This window comes from Paracoccus sp. (in: a-proteobacteria) (genome assembly GCF_030536915.1).
Taxonomy (GTDB): Bacteria; Pseudomonadota; Alphaproteobacteria; order Rhodobacterales; family Rhodobacteraceae; genus Paracoccus.
Map to the genome: position 1 here is coordinate 1 of NZ_JAUNPC010000178.1, position 2,681 is coordinate 2,681.

General features: G+C 69.5%; 3 protein-coding genes. 1 reads left to right on the forward strand and 2 read right to left on the reverse strand.

The genetic code is table 11. The features are described from left to right. A partial coding sequence (locus Q4F04_RS15425) for an acyl-CoA dehydrogenase family protein (protein ID WP_303370675.1) occupies positions 1-788 on the reverse strand: 788 nt, incomplete at its 3' end. A gap of 88 nt (positions 789-876) precedes the next feature. Here Q4F04_RS15425 and Q4F04_RS15430 point away from each other — a divergent pair. Further along, a complete protein-coding gene (locus Q4F04_RS15430) occupies positions 877-1,770 on the forward strand; it encodes a LysR substrate-binding domain-containing protein (RefSeq protein ID WP_303370676.1) in 894 nt (297 codons plus the stop codon). 213 nt (positions 1,771-1,983) lie between these two features. Here Q4F04_RS15430 and Q4F04_RS15435 read toward each other — a convergent pair. Next, positions 1,984-2,681: carbohydrate-binding domain-containing protein (locus Q4F04_RS15435; RefSeq protein WP_303370677.1), on the reverse strand; the 698-nt coding region annotated here is incomplete at its 5' end.

Sequence of the window (2,681 nt, forward strand, 5' to 3'; positions counted from 1 at the left end):
TAGCGGGCGCGGTTGAGGCAGCCGAAGGGACCCTTCAGCCCCTCGATGTTGGGCAGCAGGGCGTCCTCGCCGACCTCGACCCCGTCCATGACGATCTCGCCGGTGATCGAGGCGCGCAGGGACAGCTTGCCCTCGATCTTGGGCGCGGACAGGCCCTTGGTGCCCTTGTCCAGCACGAAGCCGCGGATCTTGCCGCCATGGGCCTCGGACTTGGCCCAGACCACGAAGACATCGGCGATGGGCGAGTTGGAAATCCAGGTCTTCGCGCCGTTCAGCACATAGCCCGCATCGGTCTTCTTCGCGGTGGTCTTCATGCCGCCGGGGTCGGACCCCGCGTCGGGTTCGGTCAGGCCGAAGCAGCCGATGAACTCGCCGCTTGCCAGCTTGGGCAGGTATTTCCGCCGCTGTTCCTCGGACCCGTAGGCATAGATCGGATACATCACGAGGCTGGACTGCACCGACATCATCGAGCGGTAGCCCGAATCCACCCGCTCGACCTCGCGCGCGACCAGCCCGTAGCTGACGTAGGAGGCGCCCAAGCCGCCGTATTCCTCGGGGACCGTCACGCCCAGCAGGCCCATCTCGCCCATCTCGCGGAAGATGGCGGGGTCGGTCGCCTCCTCGCGGTAGGCGGCGATCACGCGGGGGGCCAGCTTGCCCTGGGCATAGGCGCGGGCGCTGTCGCGCATCATCCGCTCGTCCTCGGACAACTGCCCTTCCAGCCGGAAGGGGTCTTCCCAGTCAAAGCGGCCAAGGTCGGGGGCGTCCTTCGGGGAAAGCGCGGGCATGTGATACCTCCATTCAGCGGCGGCATGACTAGCATGACGCGGCGACAGCCTGTAGCGATGATTACTTCTGAACCCATGAGTTTCAATCATGATCGGGACGCGCTACCAGTATACCCCCAGCATCCCCGAGCTGCGCGCCTTTGTTCTTTGCGCCCGGCTGGGGACGGTCTCGCGGGCGGCGGATGCCCTGAACCTGACGCAAAGCGCGGTCAGCCGGTCCATCCGCGGGCTCGAGGACCGGCTGGGCGTGGCCCTGTTTCAGCGCATCCGCCAGCGGATGGTGCTGTCGGACGCAGGCCGGGCGATGCTGCGCGACGCGGAAGGCATCCTGAACGACCTCGACCGGACGGCGCAGATGGTGATGGCCTTCGGGGGCAACCGGCAGGTGCTGCGGCTGGCGGTGCTGCCGACCTTTGCCGCGACCTGGCTGATCCCGCGGCTTGGGGGCTTTGCCGCGCGCCACCCCGGCATCTCGCTGGACCTGACCTCGGCGCTGGGGCCGGTCGATTTCGACGACAGCCCATTCGACGCCGCCATCCAGCGGGCGGAACTGGCGCGGCCGGGAACACGGGCGGTGCCGATCCTGCCCGAAACCCTGATCGTCGTGGCGGCCCCCGGCCTGCGGGTTCCCGCGGACCTGTCGGGCGTGCCCCTGATCCAGCAGGCGACGCGGCCGCATCTGTGGCTGGACTGGCTGGCGGCGGCGGGGCTGACGGCCGAGGCCGTCCGCGGCCCGCGTTTCGCCCATTTCGAGATGGTGATCGCGGCAGCCCGCGCGGGCCTTGGCGCGGCGCTGCTGCCCGACATCTTCGCCCAGCCCGACCTGGAACGCGGGACGCTGGCGCAGGTCAGCCCGGTGTCCCTTGTCGGCCCCTCGCCCTATGCCCTGATCCACCCGGACCACCCGCCGCAGGGCACCCTTGCGCTGTTCGCGCAATGGCTGGAAACCCGCCCCGGCATCACCCCGCCCGCGGCGTCGTGAGACGCAGGGGGATGCGGGGCCGGTTCCCCGCCAGACCGGGCAGCGCCGGCCCATCGCCCCTTGCCCGGTTCCAGAGCAGGCAGTCGCCTGTCCCGGCCTGCCTGTGACCGCCCCATCCGAAACACGCGGATCATTCCCGTGACGAAGGCCGTCGTGCCGCGCCTGCCTTGTCATAGCGCCTGTGCCGCGGGATCGGGGCCGCGTCGGACGCGCTCAGAAATCCCAGTGATCCGTGCGGGCCTGGTGGAAGCTTTCGTCCCGGCCGTTCGATTCGCCGTTCAGCACCACCTCGTCCACGTAAAGGTTGCGGTCGCGGTCTGCCGAGCCCTCGTAGCGGTCGTTGAGGAAGGTGATCGCCACCCGGTCCGAGCCGTCAAGGCCGAAGTCGCCGTGGAAGACGAAGCTGTCCCATTCGCCCGCCGCCCGGTCGGCCGTCACCGTGGTCGAGGCGGAAACCACCCTGCCGTTCACGCTGAGCGCGAATGCCGGATCGCCCTTGAAGCTGTCGCCGCTGACCCTGACGGCAAGGGTGTCCTCGCCCCTTGGCTCCGCAGGCGGGGCCGAGGCCGCGCCGCTGGCCACCAGCCGGAAGTTGTCCAGAAGCGCGCCATGTCCGTCGCCGGCCTGCGAGGAAACCTCGCGGATGGTCAGCCGGTCGGTCCCGGTGGTGCCGGTCACGGTGGCGGTGAAGCTGCCCCAGTCGGTTCCCGGCTTGGCCACCGCCACAACCCTGTCGTTCCAGACCACCTCGATGTCCTGGGTCGAGATCGCCCGGTCGGGCCGCGCCCGCAGGTCGAAGCCGAGGCTGTAGGACTGGCCCGCGGCGGCCTCGACATCCTGAAAGAAGCCGTCGCGTCCGCCCGCGAAATCGAGTTCAAGGAAATTGACGCCCTCGGTGGCCCGGATGCCCT